The sequence below is a fragment of the Algibacter sp. genome (assembly GCF_039977455.1).
Classification (GTDB): Bacteria; Bacteroidota; Bacteroidia; order Flavobacteriales; family Flavobacteriaceae; genus Algibacter_B.
On record NZ_JBDWDG010000028.1, the window covers coordinates 82,693 to 100,394 of the forward strand.

Annotated in this window: 10 protein-coding genes; 5 read left to right on the forward strand and 5 right to left on the reverse strand. The window is 32.3% G+C overall.

Annotated features, from left to right (window positions below; genetic code table 11):
- Nucleotides 1–19: 19 nt before the first annotated feature.
- Nucleotides 20–814, reverse strand: a complete 795-nt coding sequence (gene rhaD, locus ABJM36_RS13465) for a rhamnulose-1-phosphate aldolase (protein ID WP_348452018.1) — start codon at nt 812–814, stop codon at nt 20–22.
- Nucleotides 815–924: 110 nt separating this feature from the next.
- Between rhaD and ABJM36_RS13470 the strand changes: the two genes are divergently transcribed.
- The 5 genes from ABJM36_RS13470 to ABJM36_RS13490 all read left to right on the forward strand — a co-directional run bounded on the left by ABJM36_RS13470 (nt 925) and on the right by ABJM36_RS13490 (nt 9,539).
- Complete coding sequence (locus ABJM36_RS13470) at nt 925–1,824, forward strand: AraC family transcriptional regulator (RefSeq protein ID WP_348452019.1); 900 nt, start codon at nt 925–927, stop codon at nt 1,822–1,824.
- 322 nt (nt 1,825–2,146) lie between these two features.
- Nucleotides 2,147–3,586, forward strand: coding sequence for an aldehyde dehydrogenase (gene aldA / locus ABJM36_RS13475; protein WP_348452020.1), 1,440 nt, complete (start codon nt 2,147–2,149; stop codon nt 3,584–3,586).
- A 117-nt stretch (nt 3,587–3,703) separates the two neighbouring features.
- Complete coding sequence (fucP, locus tag ABJM36_RS13480) at nt 3,704–5,005, forward strand: L-fucose:H+ symporter permease (RefSeq protein ID WP_348452021.1); 1,302 nt, start codon at nt 3,704–3,706, stop codon at nt 5,003–5,005.
- Nucleotides 5,006–5,356: 351 nt separating this feature from the next.
- Nucleotides 5,357–5,578: a two-component regulator propeller domain-containing protein gene (locus ABJM36_RS13485; protein WP_348452022.1), complete on the forward strand. Its 222-nt coding sequence runs from the start codon at nt 5,357–5,359 to the stop codon at nt 5,576–5,578.
- 763 nt (nt 5,579–6,341) lie between these two features.
- Nucleotides 6,342–9,539 (forward strand): glycoside hydrolase family 2 TIM barrel-domain containing protein, encoded by a 3,198-nt coding sequence (locus ABJM36_RS13490; RefSeq protein ID WP_348452023.1) that lies wholly within the window; start codon nt 6,342–6,344, stop codon nt 9,537–9,539.
- A 667-nt stretch (nt 9,540–10,206) separates the two neighbouring features.
- On the opposite strand, the gene ABJM36_RS13495 is transcribed toward ABJM36_RS13490, so the two are convergent.
- The 4 genes from ABJM36_RS13495 to ABJM36_RS13510 form a co-directional block, all read right to left on the reverse strand.
- Complete coding sequence (locus ABJM36_RS13495) at nt 10,207–11,115, reverse strand: DUF1735 domain-containing protein (RefSeq protein WP_348452024.1); 909 nt, start codon at nt 11,113–11,115, stop codon at nt 10,207–10,209.
- A 19-nt stretch (nt 11,116–11,134) separates the two neighbouring features.
- The gene (locus ABJM36_RS13500; RefSeq protein ID WP_348452025.1) at nt 11,135–12,877 is read right to left on the reverse strand and encodes a RagB/SusD family nutrient uptake outer membrane protein; all 1,743 of its coding nucleotides are present in this window, start codon (nt 12,875–12,877) and stop codon (nt 11,135–11,137) included.
- Nucleotides 12,878–12,904: 27 nt separating this feature from the next.
- Nucleotides 12,905–15,709, reverse strand: coding sequence for a SusC/RagA family TonB-linked outer membrane protein (locus tag ABJM36_RS13505; RefSeq protein WP_348452026.1), 2,805 nt, complete (start codon nt 15,707–15,709; stop codon nt 12,905–12,907).
- Nucleotides 15,710–15,773: 64 nt separating this feature from the next.
- On the reverse strand, nt 15,774–17,693 hold the full coding sequence (locus ABJM36_RS13510; protein ID WP_348452027.1) for a RagB/SusD family nutrient uptake outer membrane protein: 1,920 nt from the start codon (nt 17,691–17,693) through the stop codon (nt 15,774–15,776).
- Nucleotides 17,694–17,702 lie beyond the last annotated feature (9 nt).

Here is a 17,702-nt window from a genome sequence, read left to right on the forward strand (position 1 = left end):
TTTTTTTAGCTGTTTAATTTTATGTGAATTGCTCTAATTCAGTTAATTGGTCGTTAGAAAGACCTGCTGGTTTAAAGCCCGCAGCCCAACACATCATTAACATTTTAGCGCCTTTATTGGCCACATCCAAAAAGTCCCAAGCTTTCATTACATCGGGAGCTGTAGCTGTTGCTCCGTGCTTTTCCCAAAGTGAAACATTTCTTGTTTTAAAAGCGTCTATGGTTACTTTTGCTAAAGATTCTGTGCTTGATAAGGCATAAGGTGTACAGTGAATACCTTTAGGTACAAAAACTTTTACCTCAGGGCACATCATCCATATTTGTCTGTTTAATTCTTCTTCGTTATCGAACAATTCATGATGACTCATGCAGATTAACTCTAAAGGATGTGTGTGTACAACCGCTAAATTTTCTGGATTATGAATGGAATTAAAAAGATGAATACTTGAGTGTGAAATCAACTCACATGTTGGTCCAAAATTTTCACGTTTACCACCCCAAATAATTGAATATGCCGTGGCGTCTTCATTTATATATAGAATACAAGAAACTTCTTCAAGTTTATTTACTAAATCTCTTAGGTAGCAACCTGTACCAGTTATGTATATAACAAATCCTGCAGCTCCCTTTGGAAAATCAAATGGTACTTCGGTTCCTATACCTTGTACGTCTTCTTTAGAAAAGTATGAAGTTAAATTCATAGAAATGTTTCCTGCATTTCGTTCTGCCCATTCACGTTGCCACAGATAACCAGCGACTTCTGATACTTTACTTAATTCTTTTTGTACTTCAATTGGAAGTTTTATAGCGCTCATAATTTTGTTTATTATAGATTTATAACTGATGCAAAGTTAATGGGGCTTTAGAGGAATTTCGATATTCAAAATTTGTATATTTGTGTATAATTCAAACATTCGACCTAAAAATGAAATTTGTCAAAGAATTTGGTTCTGGAGACCCATCTGTTAATAACCAGCAGTTTATAGACGTAAAATTGAAGTTGTTATGTTGTAGGTATTGGTACTTGGATTTGTGGGATTGTCATGATATGGTATTTCCTTTTTGGAGAATATATTGGAATAAAAATGAAGGAGGGGAGTTAAAGCTTCAAGAAGAGGTTTATAAAATGGATCCTAATTACCTTTATATAATATCTCCTTTTACATCCTTTTCTACACGTTTTTTAAAAAACCATAAACATAATTCTGGTATACATGTTTCTGGTAAAAATTTGACACAATTACATAAAGAAGCAGATTATGAAGACAAGTCGTTAATCCATTTTTTTACACATTTCAAATTGGGCACGCCGTTTGACAATGTGTTTCCTGGAATTTTTAAAATTGAACTTACAGACCATCTCAAAGAAAGGTTGGTTTATATTACTGATAGGTTAAGATTAGAAAACTATGATTTTAAGTTAACTTTCAATTTAAAATTACAGTCCTTTATACAAGAGGTTCTTTCTAATATTGGGCCGCAGTTATGGCAAACCATAAATATAGATCCACGTGTGTTAACGGTACATCGATATATAGAGCGAAGTGTTGGAGAAAAATTAAGTAACTCAGAATTAGCTTCACTTGTAAATATGGCTCCCAATTCGTTTGCAAGATTGTTTAAAGAGGAAATGCATATCACCCTACATAGCTTTATTCAAAATAGAAAAATAGCCAAGGCCTGTGAGCTATTTGAACATTCAAATGAAAGTATAGAAAGTGTTTCTTTTAATTTAGGGTTTTCAGACCGTTATCATTTTTCAAGGGTATTTAAGTCTATTACGGGTATTAGTCCAGCAGTTTATAAATCAGGTAGATATACTTAAATTTATTTCTTACATCTAGGTTTTATAAACTATCGTTCTGTTTTTTATTTAAAAGCTTAGTAAGGTCATGCTTTGTAGCGGTGTAGCTATGCATAATTGCAAAAATAATGTGTTTGTAAAATGGGTTATGTTTAAATTATACATAAAGTAGATTATTATGGATAAATTTTTTTTAAACATCCTAACCTATTTTTGTACTCAGGCCATAATTATAACTAGTCTTATAATTAGTGGTGTTTAAAGTTAAGAAAGCCACTATTTAGCAATCTGCAACTTTTTTAACTGATAAGTAAACTAACTAAAACTTAATAAAAACTAAATTATGAAAGAATTTAATCAATACATTAATGGGAGGTTTGTAAAATCTACATCTTCGGAGATGACAGAAGTTTTAAACCCGTGTACTGAAGAGGTTTTATCTCTTATTCCTAAAGGCTCAGTTACAGATGCTAATTTAGCATTGGATGCTGCGCAAGGTGCACAACATGCTTGGAAATCGTTAACAGCCATTGAAAGAGCTGGATATCTACATAAAATGGCTGATGTAATTCGTGAAAACCGAGTGTTTTTAGCAGAAACATTGGCAAAAGAGCAGGCAAAGGTAATAGGTTTAGCTCAAGTTGAAATAGATGTTACTGCAGATTATTACGATTATAATGCAGGATGGGCCAGAAGAATAGAAGGAGAAATTATTCAAAGTGATCGTAAAAAAGAACATATATTTTTACATAAAGCACCTATTGGTGTAGCTGTGGGTATTTGCCCATGGAACTTTCCGTTTTTTGTTGCTGCCCGAAAAATTGCACCATCATTGGTTACAGGAAATACATGTGTTGTTAAACCAAGTTGTATCGCACCTAATACGATTTTAGAATTTACAAAACTCATTGAAAATATAGGTTTACCAGCAGGCGTTCTAAATGTAGTTTGTGGTTCTGGTCCTGTGGTTGGAAATGCACTTACCTCAAGTCCAATTACTGGTATTATAAGCTTAACAGGGAGTGTGTTTGCAGGACAGAAGGTTATGGAAGCAGCATCTCCTAATTTAACAAAAGTATCTTTAGAATTAGGAGGGAAGGCACCAGCTATTGTTTGTGCTGATGCCAATATGGATTTAGCTGTAAATGCTGTGGTTTCCTCACGGGTTATTTTTAGCGGTCAGGTTTGTAATTGTGCAGAGCGTGTTTATGTTGAAGATTCTATTTTTGATGAATTCATGGATAAAGTGACTACGAAAATGAGTGAAGTAAAAGTAGAAGATGCCTTTTCTTCTAACAATCCAGACATGAGTAGTATGGTATCTAAGGATCAATTTGATAAAGTAGCAGAAATGGTTGAGTATGCTAAAAAAGAAGGAGCCGAAGTTCTTGTAGGTGGCGGGCCTTCAACTAATTTTGAAAAAGGTTATTTTTACCAACCAACCTTACTAACAAATGTAAAGCAGGAAATGCAAATTGTACAAGAAGAAGTTTTTGGCCCTGTTTTACCAGTAATGAAATTTGGTACTCTAGATGAGGCTATTGCTATGTCTAACGATAGCGAATTTGGTTTAACATCATCTATTTTCTCTGAAAATTTTAATAAAGTAATGCATGCTTGCGATCAATTAGAATTTGGAGAAACCTATGTGAATAGAGAGCATTTTGAAGCCATTCAAGGGTTTCATGCAGGTTGGAAAAAATCTGGTTTAGGTGGTGCAGATGGTAAACATGGAATGGAAGAGTATTTACAAACTAAAGTGATTTACGCACAATATAGATAGTTTTTTTAATTAATGTTAGTAGCATTAAAGCGTATTATAATATTAAGTTGTTTTAGATATTAATAATGCGCTTTATTTTTTACATTAGTTTTCAAATAGATAACCTTAAAAAATATTATGAATAATTCCGAAAGAGTTCCAGTTGTTTCTAAAGAGTTTTTAATTCCCTTTATATTAATCACTTCATTATTTGCCTTATGGGGGTTTGCAAACGATATTACAAACCCTATGGTTGCTGCCTTTGGTACCGTAATGGAAATATCTACAGCTAAAGCAGCATTAGTTCAATTTGCGTTTTACGGAGGTTATGCTACAATGGCAATTCCGGCAGCGCTTTTTGTAAGAAAGTATAGTTACAAAAAGGGTATTCTTTTAGGTCTAGCTTTATATGCTTTTGGGGCATTGTTATTTTACCCAGCAGCTCAATTTGAGGTGTTTGGATTCTTTTTAGGGTCGTTGTACATCTTAACCTTCGGATTGGCATTTTTAGAAACAACGGCAAACCCGTATATTTTATCCATGGGCGATGAACGTACCGCTACTAGACGTTTAAATTTAGCTCAGGCATTTAATCCTATAGGTTCTTTATTCGGCATGTTTGTAGCATCAAAGTTTATACTTACAGCTTTAGATTCTGATAAAAGAAATGAAATGGGAGCGCTTATTTTTACTACGCTAGAGGAAGCAAAAAAAGCTATAATAAGAACTCACGATTTAGCAATAATAAGAAATCCGTATGTTATTCTTGGTGTTGTTGTTATAGCTATGTTTGTTGTTATTGCCATTTCAAAAATGCCTAAACGCGATAAATCCCAAAGTCAAGGTTCTGCTGCAGACTCTTTTAGTAGACTCTTTAAAAACGGAAAATATAGAGAAGGGGTATTAGCACAATTATTTTATGTAGCTGCTCAAATTATGTGTTGGACTTTTATAATTCAATATGCCGACAATCTAGGTATTTCCAAAGCTACCGCACAAAATTATAATATACTGGCCATGTCTATTTTCTTATTAAGTAGATTTATTAGCACCTTTTTAATGAAATATGTTAATTCTAAAAAGCTTCTTACCATTTTTGCTGTTTGTGCAATGATTACTATTTCGGGCGTTATTTTAATAGAAGGTATGATGGGGCTTTATTTATTAGTGACCACATCGGCATTTATGTCCTTAATGTTTCCAACTATTTATGGTATAGCTTTAAATGGATTAAGTGAAGAAGATTCGGCTTTAGGAGCCGCAGGTTTAGTTATGGCTATTGTTGGTGGTGCATTAATGCCAATATTACAAGGCTCAATTATCGATATGAAAACTATTGGTTCTTACGCTGCTGTTAATATATCATTCGTTTTACCGTTTATATGTTTTTGTTTTATTGCTTTTTATGGTTACCGAACGCTAAGCGTTCATAAAAATTAATATGTTTTGATTTTATGATGGATGTATTGGCACTGATTTAAGGGAAAATACATTTTGAATATTAATATATAAGTTTAAACCCTTTAACCATCATGTTTAAAGGGTTTTTATTTTTAAAGTGTTTTTACAAGAATTTTAATAGCGTAGCATAAGGAACTATTCAAATGTCATGGGGGCGAGCTTAAGTAGAACCACGAGATTCGTCCTGTTTTTGGTAATAGCACAGCTATAAAGCGTGTTGGCTTTAAAATAAAATCACTTAGGAAGAATAAAACATAACTAGTTCTTATAATATTTGCTAATAAATATTTTTTTGGTAATTTACTTTTTTTTAAACTTCATTTAATAAGCATGATAAAAAGGCTAATAGCAACTCTATTCTTCATAAAATTATTACTGCTATGTTCATCTACTTTGTTTTTAGCTAATGCTCAAAATTTCAATAGGTTTTCCAATAAAGAAGGGTTTAATCAAAATACTATCTACGCCATTGCTCAAGATAATTATGGTTTTCTGTGGTTTGGTACGCCTAATGGTTTAATTAAATATGATGATGTTGCCTCGTATGCTTAAAAAGCAGGGTATGCCACGGCCCATTATGGCAAATGGCATTTTACTAATATACATGTTGTAGATGCACCAACGCCTTTAGAATATGGCTATGATGAATATGGAGCTTTTAATATAGCAAGTAGACTACATCAAATGCAAGTAGATTCCACACTTTATAAAACGATAGATTTTGCTAAGCGCCATAAGGATGAGCCATTTTTTGTAAACGCTTGGATTCATGATATTTCTCTTTCAAATTTCAAAATTAAAGCAAATATAAAGGCGTATTACTTTTTTATTTATAGGTTTTTTTAGTTTTTTCCAGGTAGTTGAAGTGGGGTATAAGTACCCCCGAATTAGCTTCTTTTTCTTTGTATATGTTTCCTGTCGTTTGGTAATTAATAAAATGTTAAAAGCATATAAACATAATGTTTTTATGCTTTTGGTGGAATTTAAGTAATTCCTTGAAGAGAACGAGGGGCTATCCGGAATTGAAATTTTATTGTATTTATAGGAAGTAACAAGAGGTGTTAGTTTTAAGCACTTTATAGTCCTTTAGTGGATTTTATATCATAAGGTCTCATTAAAACTTCTATTTTGTTGGAGTAAAGTTATAAATTTCAAGATTGGCCATGACAATTTTTTATATATCCAATAATTATGCAACATTTTAACCCCATTTATGATAATACAGTTTTCTTTATATATTATAATTTTGATGAATATTGTAATTTTTCTTTTTTAGCTAAAGAAGCCATAATTATTAAACAAAATAAACAAATTAATGAACAAACATTTTTTACTTCTAACAATTTATCTTTTAGTTTTATCTTGTAATAATTCTAACCAGAGACCGATATACTCTGCTGAAAAATGGGAGAATCCTGAATGGGAAAATCCAGAAATTTTTCAGATTAATAGAGAAGAACCTACAGCATCTTTTTATAAATATGCATCAACAAAGGCGGCCTTGCAAAATGAAACCTGGAAAAATTCTGAAATGTATCAGTCTTTAACCGGTACTTGGAATTTTTATTTTGCAGATAGTGTAAATGCACGTCCTGTAGATTTTTATAAAAATGACTTTAGTTTAAAAGGTTGGGATACTATTAGTGTACCTTCTAACTGGGAAATGAAGGGGTATGGCGTTCCTATTTATGTAAATAGAATTTATGCCTTTCCAACAAATCCACCATATATTCCTCATAATATAAATAATGTAGGTAGTTATAAAAGAGATTTTGAAATATCAGAGGATTGGGATGGTAAAGATGTATACCTTCATTTTGCTGGTGTAAGTGGTGCCATGTATGTTTGGGTTAATGGGCAAAAAGTGGGGTATAATGAAGGTAGTAAAACTGCGGCCGAATTTAATATTACCGATGTTGTAAAAACAGGTAAAAATAATGTGTCTGTACAGGTACTTCGTTGGTCGGATGCAAGTTATATGGAAGATCAAGATTTTTGGAGAATAAGCGGAATTGAACGTGATGTTTATGTATATGCTTCTAATAAAATAACACTCAGGGATTTTAGAGTCGTATCAGATTTAGAAAATAATTATAAAGATGGCGTTTTTAATGCAAAATTAAAACTTGATAATAACACAAAAAACGAGGTTAAAAATACTGTTGAAGTTAAATTATTCGATGATGGCCAAGTTGTTTATGTAGAGTCTAAAGATATAAACTTAAAAGCAGGCAGAAACATTCTAGATTTTAATAAAGTTATAAAAGATGTAAAAACTTGGAATGCAGAAAAACCAAATTTATACCAATTACTTGTTCATTTAAAAGATGAAAAAGGAAATTCTATTGAAGCGACTTCCATTAAGGTAGGTTTTAGAAACATTAAAATTGAAAACAGTCAGTTTTTAGTTAACGGAAAACCAGTACTTCTTAAGGGAGCAAACCTACACGATCATAGTGATACAGAAGGGCATGTGGTGTCCGAAGCCCTTACTTTTAAAGATTTAGAGGTTATGAAACAAAATAACTTAAACGCTATACGCTGTAGCCACTATCCTAAAGATCCTCATTTTTATAGAATGTGCGACAAATATGGTTTTTATGTTGTGGACGAAGCAAATATTGAGTCTCATGGTTTAGGAGCTACAAATCAAGGTTTAGATAAAAATAAGAAAGCACAAAAAATACATCCTGCTTATGCACCAGAATGGAAAGGTGCGCACTTAGATAGAACCATTAGAATGTTTGAGCGCGATAAAAACTTCCCATCTATAGTAACATGGTCGTTAGGTAATGAAGCCGGTAATGGACAAAACTTTTTTGCAACCTATAAATGGTTAAAAGATAACGATACTACTAGGCCAACACAATATGAAGGGGCAACTAATTACGCAAATACAGACATTCAAGCACCAATGTATTGGACCATTGAAAAGATGATTAATTATGCTGAAAATACTCCCGACAGACCATTAATTCAATGTGAATATGCTCATGCCATGGGGAATAGTACGGGTAACTTTCAAAAATATTGGGATGTTATTGAAAAATACGACATCATGCAAGGTGGATTTATCTGGGATTGGGTTGACCAAGGTATTTTAACAAAAAACGAAGAAGGAGAAGAATTCTGGGCCTACGGTGGAGATTTAGGAGCAGATGCCTATAGAGATGATGCTAACTTTTGTTTAAATGGTGTTGTAAACCCAGATAGAACAGCGCATCCTGCTTTATATGAAGTAAAGAAAGTGTATCAGTATATAAAGTTTAAGCCTTCCAATTTGAGGAATGGTGAAATTGAAATAAAGAATATTTATGATTTCACGAACTTAAACGAGTATAATTTTTCATGGGTATTATTAGAAAATGGTAAAGAAATTGCAAAAGGAGATTTACCTACTATAGACATAGCTCCTTATGATTCTAAAAAAGTAAAAATTAATTTACCAAAATTAAATAATAGGTCTTCGGAATATCATTTAAATATTTATGCATTAAATAAAAACAAAACAGATTTATTACCAATTAATCATGCTGTAGCATCAGAGCAATTTCAATTATCAAAACCTATTTTAACGACAGAGGTAGCTGCTACAAATGCCGAAATTATGGTTGATTCTGAAAATAATATTACAACATTTTCAAATGATAATTTTAGTTTGAAATTAGATACTAATACAGGTAAATTAGTAGGTTTAGATTATGGAGAAGGTAATATTCTAGTTGAAGGAATTACACCAAACTTTTGGCGTCCTATTACAGATAATGATTTTGGTGCAAAGTCTCCAAAAAAGTTAGAAGTGTGGTATGATGCCACAGAAAATCAAAAATTACAAAAAGTTAATTTATTTAATAATTCTAAAGACATATCTACTTCAAATATTTCAAAAGTAAATGGAGAAGTTCATATTAAAACTCGTTATGAGTTGCCATCAGTACAAGGAACAATAATTGTTGATTATAACATATTACCTTCGGGTGAAATTAAGGTCACTAACCAATTGAATAATCTTGATAATAAGCTGCCGCATTTACCTAGGTTTGGAAATAATTTTATTGTAAAAAACGAATACCAAAATGTAGAATGGTTTGGAAGAGGGCCTCATGAAAATTATAATGATAGAAATACAGGGGCATTTGTAGGGAACTATAATGCAACTGTAGATGAGTTATATTTTCCATATATACGACCACAGGAAAACGGACATAGGTCAGATGTGCGTTGGGTAGCATTTACTAATAACGTGGGTAACGGATTTAAAATTGGAGGTAAGCAGTTGGTTGGTTTTAACGCGCATCATCAGTATAATGATGATTTTGATGCCGGAAAGGAAAAGAAGCAACGACATACTACAGATGTTCCTAAAAGAGATTTTGTAAATATAAATATCGATTATTTACAAACCGGGGTAGGAGGAGATAATAGTTGGAGCCCTAAAGCTTTAGCGCATAAAGAATTTAGAGTAATGCCTAATAATTTAGAATATTCATATAAAATTACTCCAATAAAATAGTAGGTGATAATTTAGTGATTTTCATAGATTTTGTTTTTAAAAACCTCAGATTAAATAATAGTCTGAGGTTTTTTTAATGCTTTTGTTTAGGTTTCTTTTCGAAGTTATATATCTATTTTTAATTTGAATAGGAACTAACTAGGTTAATTGTTTATACTTATGCTTTTAAAGAGATTCTTTTTACTGTATACCTTTCTAATACCTATTAATTTTTATCATCTTATAAAGTCCGTACTTATATTGTGTTTTTACCAGGCAAAAGATTTGTTAGGGGGATTTTTGAAATATTTCTAAGCTAAACTATACCTCTTCGTTTAATTGTAAATTATGATGAGTATAAAGCAATCCTAAATTGATTTTAGTGTTAAACAAGAACACTGTAAATAAGCTTGATTAAGCAAAATTTAATATTCCTTTAGGTTAGTCATTTAACTAAACGTTATTTAAGGAGTATTAGTAGTTTTATTTGATTGTTAGCTTTAGTTATTTACTATTAGATCAGGTGTTTTGAAATGGTTCATTTAAATCTATTTGGTACATTTTCGGCCTGCGAAAAGTTTTAAAATTTATTTAGACGCTGAGATTTTATAAAATGGAAAAAGAACATAAAAAAAGCCTCAATTAAAAGAACTTTAATTGAGGCTTTTTTTAAATGACTAGTAATTTGCTATAAATCAAATTGATTTACACCATCTACAATTCTATTTCTAAACTCTAACACATCAGTTGCTACATAACTTGTTCCGTTAAATTCGAAAGAATAGTTAAGGGTAACTTCTCTTGTTAAAGGATCATAGAAAGAGCCTCCATCATCTGTTACAGGTATGCCTCCAGTAGCTGTTAAAATACTAATTGAATTATCAGCAGCTATTTCGATATCCATTTTTTTATCTGCCCCTCTTAAATCGGCAAGACCATTACATGATAATGTATTAGGAGATGTCATTCTTAACTCTAATACATCTGTAATAGCTCCTGGGTAAACAAATGTATCTTCTATAGTTCCTGTTCTTACGGCTTGTCCTGTCTGTACATAATCACCAAATAATTGATTGATATAAGTAAAAGTGATCATTGTAGAGTTTAATCCTGATAAAATAGAATCTGCCTTTACCACGTTATCTAATTTAAATCCTAACCCGTAATTATTACCTAAAGATACTGGATCTGCTAGAAAGTTGATAGAATCTGCCTTTATGTAAACAAATCCTTGTGTTTTACCTGCAGGTATAATTATTTTGTTATCTGTTGGGTTACCATTTGCATCTATTAATTCATAATAATTGGAAGGCAGTACGTCTAGCCCTTGATTGGTTACAATGGTATCGTGTAAAGAAAATGTTACCTCTACATCTTCATTATTAGAAAGTCTTCCTCCTAAAACAACACCAACACCAATGCGCATACCTTCGCCCATTATAAAAGTACGATCAATTTGTAAATGAGGTAAATACACAGAAGTGAAATCAAATTCATTTTCAACAAAATCGTCATAAGAACATGAAGCGACGCTTAATGTAATCATCAGTATAAGTACTAATGATTGGAATATAGATTTTAATTTATTTTTTTTCATAATTTTTATATTTGTTATTTTACCAGCCTTGGTTTTGTTCTAAATTCTTATTTAATTGTAATTCATCGTATGGTAATGGTAAATAATAATTTTTTGTTTCAAAACTTCTTCGCTCTACTTCTATAGTATTGTATGTAAACGTATCATCAGAGTTTTTAGAAATTTGAACACCTTCAAGGTCTTCTATATTGGTTATATCCTTCCATCGTCTTAAATCGTGGAATCTTTCACCTGTAAAGCATAATTCTATACGTCTTTCATTTTTTAATAACGCTCTAAAATCAGATTGACTTGCAGAAACTTCATTTAAGTAATTATCTGTATTAATTCCAGCTCTACTTCGAACTCTTGATAAAACATCCTTGGCAGAAAAATTTAAGCCTGCAGGAATAATTTCTGGTCCATAGGCCTCATTTGCAGCTTCGGCGTAACTTAAATAGATATCTGTTAGACCTAGTTGTACATAAACCTTAGGCAAGGTCGTTACTCTATCTTCTTCAGATGGATCAAAATTTAAGTTATTTAAAAACTTTTTTAAATAATATCCGGTTCTTGTGCCTTCGTTAGGTATAAAACCACCAAAATTATCTTGTCCGCCTTGAAATGTTTCAATAGGGTTGTAATCTGAACAAGTTTCAGAAGTAAAACATCGATCTCCATTATAGAATATAAATTTATAAAACCTATCGTCTCTTGATGCGTAAGGCGAAGCTTCATTGTAAGCGCTTGAGGCATTATCTATAGGATATCCATTCGAGTCTGGAAAGGCATCTATTAGGTTTTGGGAAGGGTTTACTTCTCCTTGACCGTATAGAGTAGGAGGGTATAAGCGCAATTCAAGACTATTGTTTTGTCTAGAATTACGCATTCTCCAAATGTGATCTGGGTTGTTTTCTCTATCAAAATCATAAGCTTGTAATGATTTTAAACCACCGTTTTGCTCTATAACTTCACTAGCTAAAGTTGCAGCTAACTCCCATTTTGTAATGTCATTATTTGGGTTAAAAGCAGGACTCGCAGCAAATAACGCTAGTTTTGCTTTTAGAGCATATGCAGCTAAACCACTTGCTCTTCCTGTTTCATTGGCGGCAGTTCCTAAATTGATGCCTGCTTCGATATTTTCGGTTCCAGAGTAAATAAGCGGAAGATTTTCTATGGCTACATCTAAATCTGCCATAATTTGATCAACACATTCTTGAAAAGTATTTCTACTGATACTCGCATAATCTTCATTTTCTAAAATACCATCTATAATAGGGAAACCAAGCATAGTGCCATCTTCACCAGGGCCTCCAAATACTTTAAGTAATTCCCACTGTGCCCAGGCTTTTAAAAAGTGAGCCTCACCATAATACCTTTGTATAACTGCATCATTTAAGTCTGCACTTGCTTCTGAAGGTAAATATGGTAAACCTGAATTATGAACCAATTCTATATATTGATAAACCACTCTAATATTGTTGTATGATTGTTGCCAAACATAACTTAAAGGGTTATTTGTTGGTCCCCAATTATTGGTTACCAAATTTGTTTCTGATGAGTTTAAAACTCCATTATCTGTAAGATATTCAATTCCAAAATCTGTAAAATAACGAAATGAATAGTCTGTGTATATATCATCAAGAATACCTCTAGATCGTATTCCAGATTCTAAAACTTCTTCTTCATGCGTATACTGCAATTCCTCATCAAGGAAACTACTACACCCAGTAATACTTAATACTAAGATAATAGTTGTTAATATTTTATTAGTTAATTTCATCTTTTTTGTTTTTTTGCTATTCACTTATTAAAAATCCATAGAAAAACCTAAGACGAAACTTTTCATCATAGGATATTCGAAAACTCCAGCTGATAGATCTTCTACATCTAAATCATCAAACTTGCTAAACAGAGCTAAATTACTACCTCTTAAAAACAGTTTTACATTTGAAAATAAACTTCTGTCCATTAGGCTTTTTGGTAAGGTATATCCAAATTCTAAATTAGAAATTCTAAAGTGGCTTCCGTCTACTAGCCAGTAATCAGAATTCACATAATTATTAATGCTTTTTGTTGTACTTAGCCTTGGGTTCACATTACCATTAGGTAGGTTGCTATTAACACTTGCGAAATAGTTGCCTAAACCATAATGGGTATAGTATGAACTTCCAGATAAGTTAACATCATAACCACCAACACCCATTCCAACAACATCTAAATTGAATCTTTTGTACTCAAAACCTAAATTTATTCCATAATTAAATCTTGGAGTTGTGTTTCCAACGGCTTTTCTATCTCTAGAATCAATTACGTTATCTTCATTTAGATCTACGTATTTTATATCGCCAATTTTTACATCTCCAAACTGAGGCAGTGCACTATCTATATTATCGGCTGTGAATAAGCCATCACTTACGTAACCAATAAAATTATCTTCAGGGTCTCCTTGTTGTAATCTATATTCATCAGGATAAGGTATTTCGGCTATTTGTTCTCCAGTAATCTTATTATAACCTGCATTTATACCGAGGTAATATTTAAAATCTCCAATATTATCGTTAAGCATAATATTAGCGTTAAAGCCTTGATTATTTCTTTTCGTATAGTTTATTTGAGGTAAAAAGACATCATCTCCCAAAGCATCTGCAAATAATGCACTAGCTTTAACAACTTGGTTATTTATATCGATATTAAAGTAATTAATATCTAACCTTAATTTTTTAAACATATTAAGTTGTACACCAGCAAAAAATTGATCGTAAACAACCCAATCTATAGCTTCGTTAGCTACATTGCCTAGCCTGTAACCAAAATCTTCTGCTTGTGTAGTATTTGCATTACCTAGATAGATAGTACTATTATTTAAACCACCACTCCATGTGTTTAAGTAATAAAACGTTTCAGCAGTGTATTCTGTTCCTATTTCTCCATATGAAGCTCTAAATTTAAGAAAGTCAATAGTTTTACTATTTTTAAGAAAATCTTCGTTTGACGCTACCCATGCTACACCAGCTGTAGGGAAAAAGTTTGTTCTATTTTTTCCAATAAATTTACTACTGCTACTTGCATTTAAATTAGCGAAAAGCATATACTTGTCTTTTAAAGCGTATGATGTATTTAAATTAAAAGTTAAGTTACGATTGTCTGGTTGCGAGGAATAAATGTTAGGCTCATAGAATAGAAAGTGATTTAAGTTAATATTTAACTTCGATTGATCCATTTTTTTAACGTAGTTTAAATACCCTCCGTAAGAAAATGTTTTACGAATATCTGCATCTGCACCAGTTCTACCTACATCAAGATCTATTGCATCAAAGTTTTGAACTTTTAGCGCTAAAGAATCTTGACCGTTACTACCTTGTAAATTTTCTAGAGTATACAATCCAGGTGAATTATTAGTAAACAAGGCTTTACCGTTCGACGTTCTTATCATTCCACTGGTGCTATATGTAAGTCCTGGAATGTATTTATTTAAGTTTATATCTATACCAATATTAAAAACTAAGGTGGCATCATATTCTGTGTAAATACCTCCAGATTCCAATTCAGATAATAAGTTAGAAGTATATTGGTTACTCACTACATAAGCAGTATCTCCTACTTTTAAAGGGAAAGCGTTTGCTGGAGTAGTATTCATTATAGTAAACATACTGCCTGGTCCAATTACAGGCCTTTTATTTTCTCTAAACTTACCGTAAATACTAGCGCGAGCTTGAATTAAATCACTCACTTTAGTATTTATTTTTGTTCTAAAAGTTAGGTTTCTGCCATCTATATTGCCTTCATCAACATTTTCAAGGCCTTCCCAGTCTGAATAGGCAACAAAAGCGCTGTACGAGACATTATCTTGACCTCCATAAATATTTAGAGAGGCGTAATTAGATTTTGATGTTTTATCTAGATATTCATCTTGACGGTTTACATTAGGAAATCTTATAGGGTCTGAACCATTGTTGTATGCAGCTATAGCTTCGGCACTATAAATATTTCCTAAGCCATCATTGTTTGAAGCTTGGTTTATTACATTAGCGTATTCCGACGCAGATAATAGTTTTGGTAATCGTGTAGGTGAATTTAACGAGCTTTGATAATTAACCTCAACTGTTGGCTTCCCCATTTTTCCACCTTTGGTTACAATGTAAATAAGTCCATTATCTCCTAAATTTCCTAGAATAGAATTAAAGGTAGCATCAGTAAGGACAATTACCTCTTCAACCTCCCTTAAATCGACTTCTAAGCCTACAGGGTAACCATCTACCAAAATAGATGGCGAACCACCATTTAAACTAATGGAATACCCGTTGGCACCAGGCGTGTTACTTGTTTTTGTTACTCTTAATCCTGGAACTCTTCCTCTTAAGGCATCATAAACATGATCTCCAGGTGTTTGTCTTAATACATCTCCTGATATCCTAAAAACAGGTCCAGTAGCTTCGCTTAAATTAAAAATTCCGAAAGGAGTGGTTAGAATTTCATCGTTATTTTTGTGTAATGAATCCTGAACAGCTAAAGCATTTAATGTAGGGTTGTTTTGAGCACCACAAACATTAATAACTAGCACATTAAGTAAGCAGAAAATAAAAACTTTGATTTCTGTTATGGTTAGTTTCATTTTATTTTTTTTATAATTTTTAGTTTATTTTGTCTTGAATATATTTATGAAAATATATTGCATTTTACCATCCTTCGGTTTGTTTAAAAGAAGGCGCTGATACCGTTTCAGAACTTGGGACTGGCCACCAGTAATTTTTTTCGGTGAATGTTTTTTCAAGATCTGTTTGCTCTACATCTTCATAACTAAAACCTGTTGGGTAAATTTCAGATTCTCCTCCTTGCCAACGCATATATAGAAAATTTACTTTTCTATTTTCATCTAAATGAGCAATTTTCCATCTTCTCATATCATCATATCTAAAGCCTTCAAAACATAATTCTACAGCACGTTCATTTCTAATACGCTCTCTTAAAAGTTCTTTAGAGCCCGTATACATGCCATTAACGTTTGGCATTCCCACTCTGTTTCTTATCTTGTTAACCGCATCAAGAGCTGTTAATGTACCACCAGGAGCAGTTCCACTTGGTCCATAAGCTTCATTTACAGCTTCAGCATAATTTAAATACACTTCGGCCATTCTAAAAACAATTGTGTTAACATAATAATCTGTTTGTCCTTTACTGCCTCCTGTTAAATAATACCCATTTGGGACCCATTTTTTTATGCGGTATCCGGTATGGTTTTTAACTTGCCATAATCTGTTAGCAGGTGTTGCTGGGTCATGTATATCTAGTCCTATACTACCATTTTCATTAATTCGAGCTAAATCTGCCACATTTGTAGGGTTTGTAGCTCCAGATGTTGTGTGTATCCAAGGTACACCATCAAACAATATGTTATTGTAAAACCTAGGATCTCTGTTTATAAAAGGCTCTTGCGGGTTGTAAGAAGGATCATCTTCAATAGCTAAACCATTTTTAGTTTCATATTTAGCAACAATATTAGGAGTTGCTCCAACATTTATGGGTTTGTTATTTCCTTTAGCAATATCAAAGCCTACTGTTAAATACATTCTGGGTAAGGGATTTGTAGAATTACCACCACCAAAAGTACGCTCTATAGATTCCATAAAAATAACTTCGTTAGGAATTTCCTTAGATAGTCCAGGGCCATTAAAAATACTTCTGTATGGTAATAATTCTTCAGCCTCAGAAACATAAAGGTCTTCACCATTATGGTCAACATCCATGTTAATGGCATTTGATGCATCTGCTAATTGATATAAACCGTTAGCATTGGCATAATTGATTAAATCTGAAGCAGCTGTAGCTGCATCGATCCACGCTTGTTGATCGTTACTTGTATTTACTAAAGGGCTAGCAGCAAAAAGTGTTGCTCTCGATTTTAATGCTAAAGCAAATCCTTTTGTTGGCCTTCCTACATTTTCAGACTCCCAACTTACCGGTAACAATTCAAAAGCGATATCTAGATCTTCAATCATATCTGCTAAATTACTTGCGTAACTTTCTCTTTCTCTATCCAAAGACTCATTTAAATTTAAATTTTCTTTTAAATAGATAAGCCCTCCATGACGTTTAGTCATTAAATGATAATAGTATGCTCTAAGTAAATAGGCCTGTCCTTTTAAACGATTAATTTCCTCCTCAGTACCGTTATTAATTTTATCAACATTTGCTAGAAATGTATTTACTGTATTAATACCCTTCCAAGATTCGGTATATCTAGAAACAAATTGAGGTGATGTAAATGCATTTATTACAGGATTTCTATTCATTAATCCTAAATAATCCGAGTTTTTATAAGCATCGTAAGTTTGAGGCACACTACTGTCCATTCTACCCGGGTATCCTTCATCAGACATTACCATTGCGGGTAATATATCAGGATTAGCCCCAATTGCAGATACTTCTGTTACCATTCGTGTATAAATACCATCCAGAAAATCACTAGCTAAACGTATATCTGAAAAAACATCATTTTGATCTAGAGCTTCAAATTGTTGTTGCTCATCTAAATATTCTTCACAACTAAAAAACAAAATAGCTATGGTTAAAACGTATAAATATTTTTTATTTTTCATAATTCTTAA

Excerpts from the sequence above, each read along its gene's own strand:
- rhaD (WP_348452018.1), bottom strand. The coding sequence starts at position 814 with ATGAGCGCTATAAAACTTCCAATTGAAGTACAAAAAGAATTAAGTAAA.
- ABJM36_RS13470 (WP_348452019.1), top strand. The coding sequence starts at position 925 with ATGAAATTTGTCAAAGAATTTGGTTCTGGAGACCCATCTGTTAATAAC.
- aldA (WP_348452020.1), top strand. The coding sequence starts at position 2,147 with ATGAAAGAATTTAATCAATACATTAATGGGAGGTTTGTAAAATCTACA.
- fucP (WP_348452021.1), top strand. The coding sequence starts at position 3,704 with ATGAATAATTCCGAAAGAGTTCCAGTTGTTTCTAAAGAGTTTTTAATT.
- ABJM36_RS13485 (WP_348452022.1), top strand. The coding sequence starts at position 5,357 with ATGATAAAAAGGCTAATAGCAACTCTATTCTTCATAAAATTATTACTG.
- ABJM36_RS13490 (WP_348452023.1), top strand. The coding sequence starts at position 6,342 with ATGAACAAACATTTTTTACTTCTAACAATTTATCTTTTAGTTTTATCT.
- ABJM36_RS13495 (WP_348452024.1), bottom strand. The coding sequence starts at position 11,115 with ATGAAAAAAAATAAATTAAAATCTATATTCCAATCATTAGTACTTATA.
- ABJM36_RS13500 (WP_348452025.1), bottom strand. The coding sequence starts at position 12,877 with ATGAAATTAACTAATAAAATATTAACAACTATTATCTTAGTATTAAGT.
- ABJM36_RS13505 (WP_348452026.1), bottom strand. The coding sequence starts at position 15,709 with ATGAAACTAACCATAACAGAAATCAAAGTTTTTATTTTCTGCTTACTT.
- ABJM36_RS13510 (WP_348452027.1), bottom strand. The coding sequence starts at position 17,693 with ATGAAAAATAAAAAATATTTATACGTTTTAACCATAGCTATTTTGTTT.